Annotated in this window: 2 protein-coding genes; both read left to right on the top strand. The window is 65.2% G+C overall.

Features of this window, described 5'->3' with window-relative positions:
* Positions 1-133 precede the first annotated feature (133 nt).
* Complete coding sequence (gene istA / locus M1L53_RS32945; protein WP_030538069.1) at positions 134-1,675, top strand: IS21-like element IS1415 family transposase; 1,542 nt, start codon at positions 134-136, stop codon at positions 1,673-1,675.
* The gene (istB, locus tag M1L53_RS32940) at positions 1,675-2,466 is read left to right on the top strand and encodes an IS21-like element IS1415 family helper ATPase IstB (protein ID WP_003944771.1); all 792 of its coding nucleotides are present in this window, start codon (positions 1,675-1,677) and stop codon (positions 2,464-2,466) included. The genes istA and istB overlap by 1 nt, the downstream gene beginning before the upstream one ends.
* The last annotated feature ends 114 nt before the right edge of the window (positions 2,467-2,580 follow it).

Below are 2,580 nucleotides of genomic sequence, written 5' to 3'. Positions count from 1 at the left end.
TGTCGACGGCCATCGTAAGCTCCCCACTGGCGGCCATTTATGGCGCATTTTGTGGCCATGGTTTCTCCCCGCGTACGGCCAGATAGTTCCCCACCTGCTGTGAGTCAGATTCGGTCCCGGCAACGCTGGGTGGATGAAATCGAGCAGGGAGATCATGGAAATTTTGGAGGCGTACGACCTCACGGGTAGTTATCGGGCGGCGGCGGAGCTGGCTGGGTGTGATCACCACACGGTGGCCCGGTATGTGCAGATGCGCGCTGCGGGGCAGCCGCCGGACCGCCGGCGGCATCGAGCGCGGGCGATCGACGACTTTCTGCCGAAGATCGAGGAGTTGGTGGTCCGCTCGCAGGGCAAGGTCCGCGCGGATGTCATCCACGAACGGATCGTCGCGCTGGGGTTCACCGGCGGTGAGCGGACCACGCGCCGGACGGTCGCGGAGGCGAAGGCCCAGTTTCGGGCTGGTCGGCGGCGAGTGTATCGGCCGTGGGTAACCGAACCTGGGCTGTGGTTACAGTACGACTTCGGTGACGGGCCAACGATTTCCGGCCGGAAGACGACGTTGTTCTGCGCATGGTTGGCGTGGTCGCGATTTCGGGTGGTGATCCCGATCTGGGACAAGACATTGCCGACGGTGGCGGCGTGTTTGGATGCGACATTCCGCCGCTTGGGCGGGGTTCCGGTCTATGTCCTCACCGACAACGAGAAGACCGCGACGATCGATCACGTGGCCGGGATCGCGGTCCGCAATCCGGAGATCGTGGAGGTGGCACGGCATTACGGCACGACGCTGCGGACGTGTTTACCTGCTGATCCGGAGTCGAAGGGAGGAAGTGAGGCGACGGTGCGGATCGCCAAAGCCGACCTGTTGCCGAAGGAGGTGAACCTGCGCGAGCAGTATCACTCTTTCGGTGAGCTCGAGTCGGCTTGCCGGCAGTTCTGCACCGACGTCAACACCCGCGTCCACAGCTCTACTCGGCGGCGGCCGGTCGAGCGGCTGGCCGAAGAGTTGCAGCGGCTGCATCCGCTGCCGAAATCTCCGTTCACCGCGGTGTTCGGCACTACCCGGCGGGTGAACTGGGAGTCGACGATCTCGGTGGAAGGGGTGCGGTATTCGGTGCCGCACACGTTGATCGACACTCGGGTCTGGGCCCGCTTCCATGGTGAGGAGCTGATCGTGACCGCCGTCGACAATGATGGCGGTGCAGTCGAAGTCGCGCGGCACCGCCGCGGCCAACCCGGTTCACCGGTCCTCGACAACGACCACTACCCACCCCGCCCAGACCGCGACGCCGCCGACCGGGTGCCCAAGCCTCGTACCGCCGCCGAGCTCGCCTTCCTACAGTTGGGCCAGGGTGCCAACAGCTGGCTGGTCGAGGCTGCCGCCGCGGGAGCGCGCCGCATCAGGGCGAAGATGGCCGAGGCCGTGGACCTTTCGAAGCTGCACTCCCCGGACGCAGTCGACAGAGCGTTGGGGACGGCGGCGATGACCGGCCGGTTCGCCGATCGGGACCTGATCTCGATCCTCGACTACCAAGTCACCCACGAACACGCTGATCCGGTCCGTCGCAGCGAGAACCACACTCTGCAACCGGGCACCGCCGCCTGGTCCACCTTCGGCCAGACACCAGCGCCGGCCAGCCCAGCCACTACTGACGATGAAAGCGATGACGCCTGATGAGCACCCCTTTGCGCACTGTTACCAGCGCTAACGGCGACCCGTTGGCCGAGGCGATCGACCTGACTAAACGCCTGAAACTGCCCCATATCCGCAGGTCCTTGAGCGATATCATCCCGACCGCGAAAGCCCAACGCTGGGACCCCGCCGAAGTCGTGCGGGTTCTCCTCGCTGAGGAAGCCGCCGGCCGGGACCGGGCGAACCTGCACACTCGCCGCAAACGCGCGGGTTTCCCTACCGGCAAGACCTTCGGCGACTGGGACGAAACGAAATCGTCGATTCCCCGCGCCACCCAGGACGCGCTCCGCACCCTGGAGTGGGTCGGGCGGCGTGAATGTTTCTGCGTCTGTGGGCCTTCGGGAACTGGCAAGTCTCACTTCACCGAGGCACTCGGGCAGGCCGCAGTCGAAGCTGGGCTGGCGGTGTCTTGGTTCACCATCGAAGACCTCGGTGCCCTGGTCCGCCGGCACCGTGCCGACGACTCCATCGCCCGAGCCCTGACGAGGATCATCCGCTCCGACCTGATCATCGTCGACGACATCGGTCTGCTCCCGGTCTCTGAAGACGCCGCCGAAGGATTCTATCGCCTCGTCGACGCTGCCTACGAACGCCGAGCGATTGCCGTCTCAAGCAACCTGCACCCCTCCGGCTTCGACGAGATCATGCCCAAAACATTGGCCACCGCCACCGTTGACCGGCTCCTGCACCATGCGCACGTCGTCGTCACCGACGGCGACTCCTTCCGCCTCACCGAAGCCACCACCGGCAAGGGGGTGAAGCCCTTCAGCTAACCCAAATCAGAAAGCGGGTGGGGAAAAACAACTGGCCGCCACCGGGGAGAACCCGTGGCCACCAGCGGGGAGAACTACTGGCCGCCTACGGGGAGAACTTCGTGGCCATTGACA

It is taken from the genome of Rhodococcus sp. T9N, from assembly GCF_024436645.1.
Lineage (GTDB): Bacteria > Actinomycetota > Actinomycetes > Mycobacteriales > Mycobacteriaceae > Rhodococcus_F > Rhodococcus_F qingshengii.
Note: the sequence above shows the minus strand (reverse complement) of the source record. Positions and strands in the feature narration are given on the sequence as shown.

What these genes read in the sequence shown, in the direction of transcription:
- istB (WP_003944771.1), top strand. Translation starts at nt 1,675, where the DNA reads ATGAGCACCCCTTTGCGCACTGTTACCAGCGCTAACGGCGACCCGTTG.
- istA (WP_030538069.1), top strand. Translation starts at nt 134, where the DNA reads ATGAAATCGAGCAGGGAGATCATGGAAATTTTGGAGGCGTACGACCTC.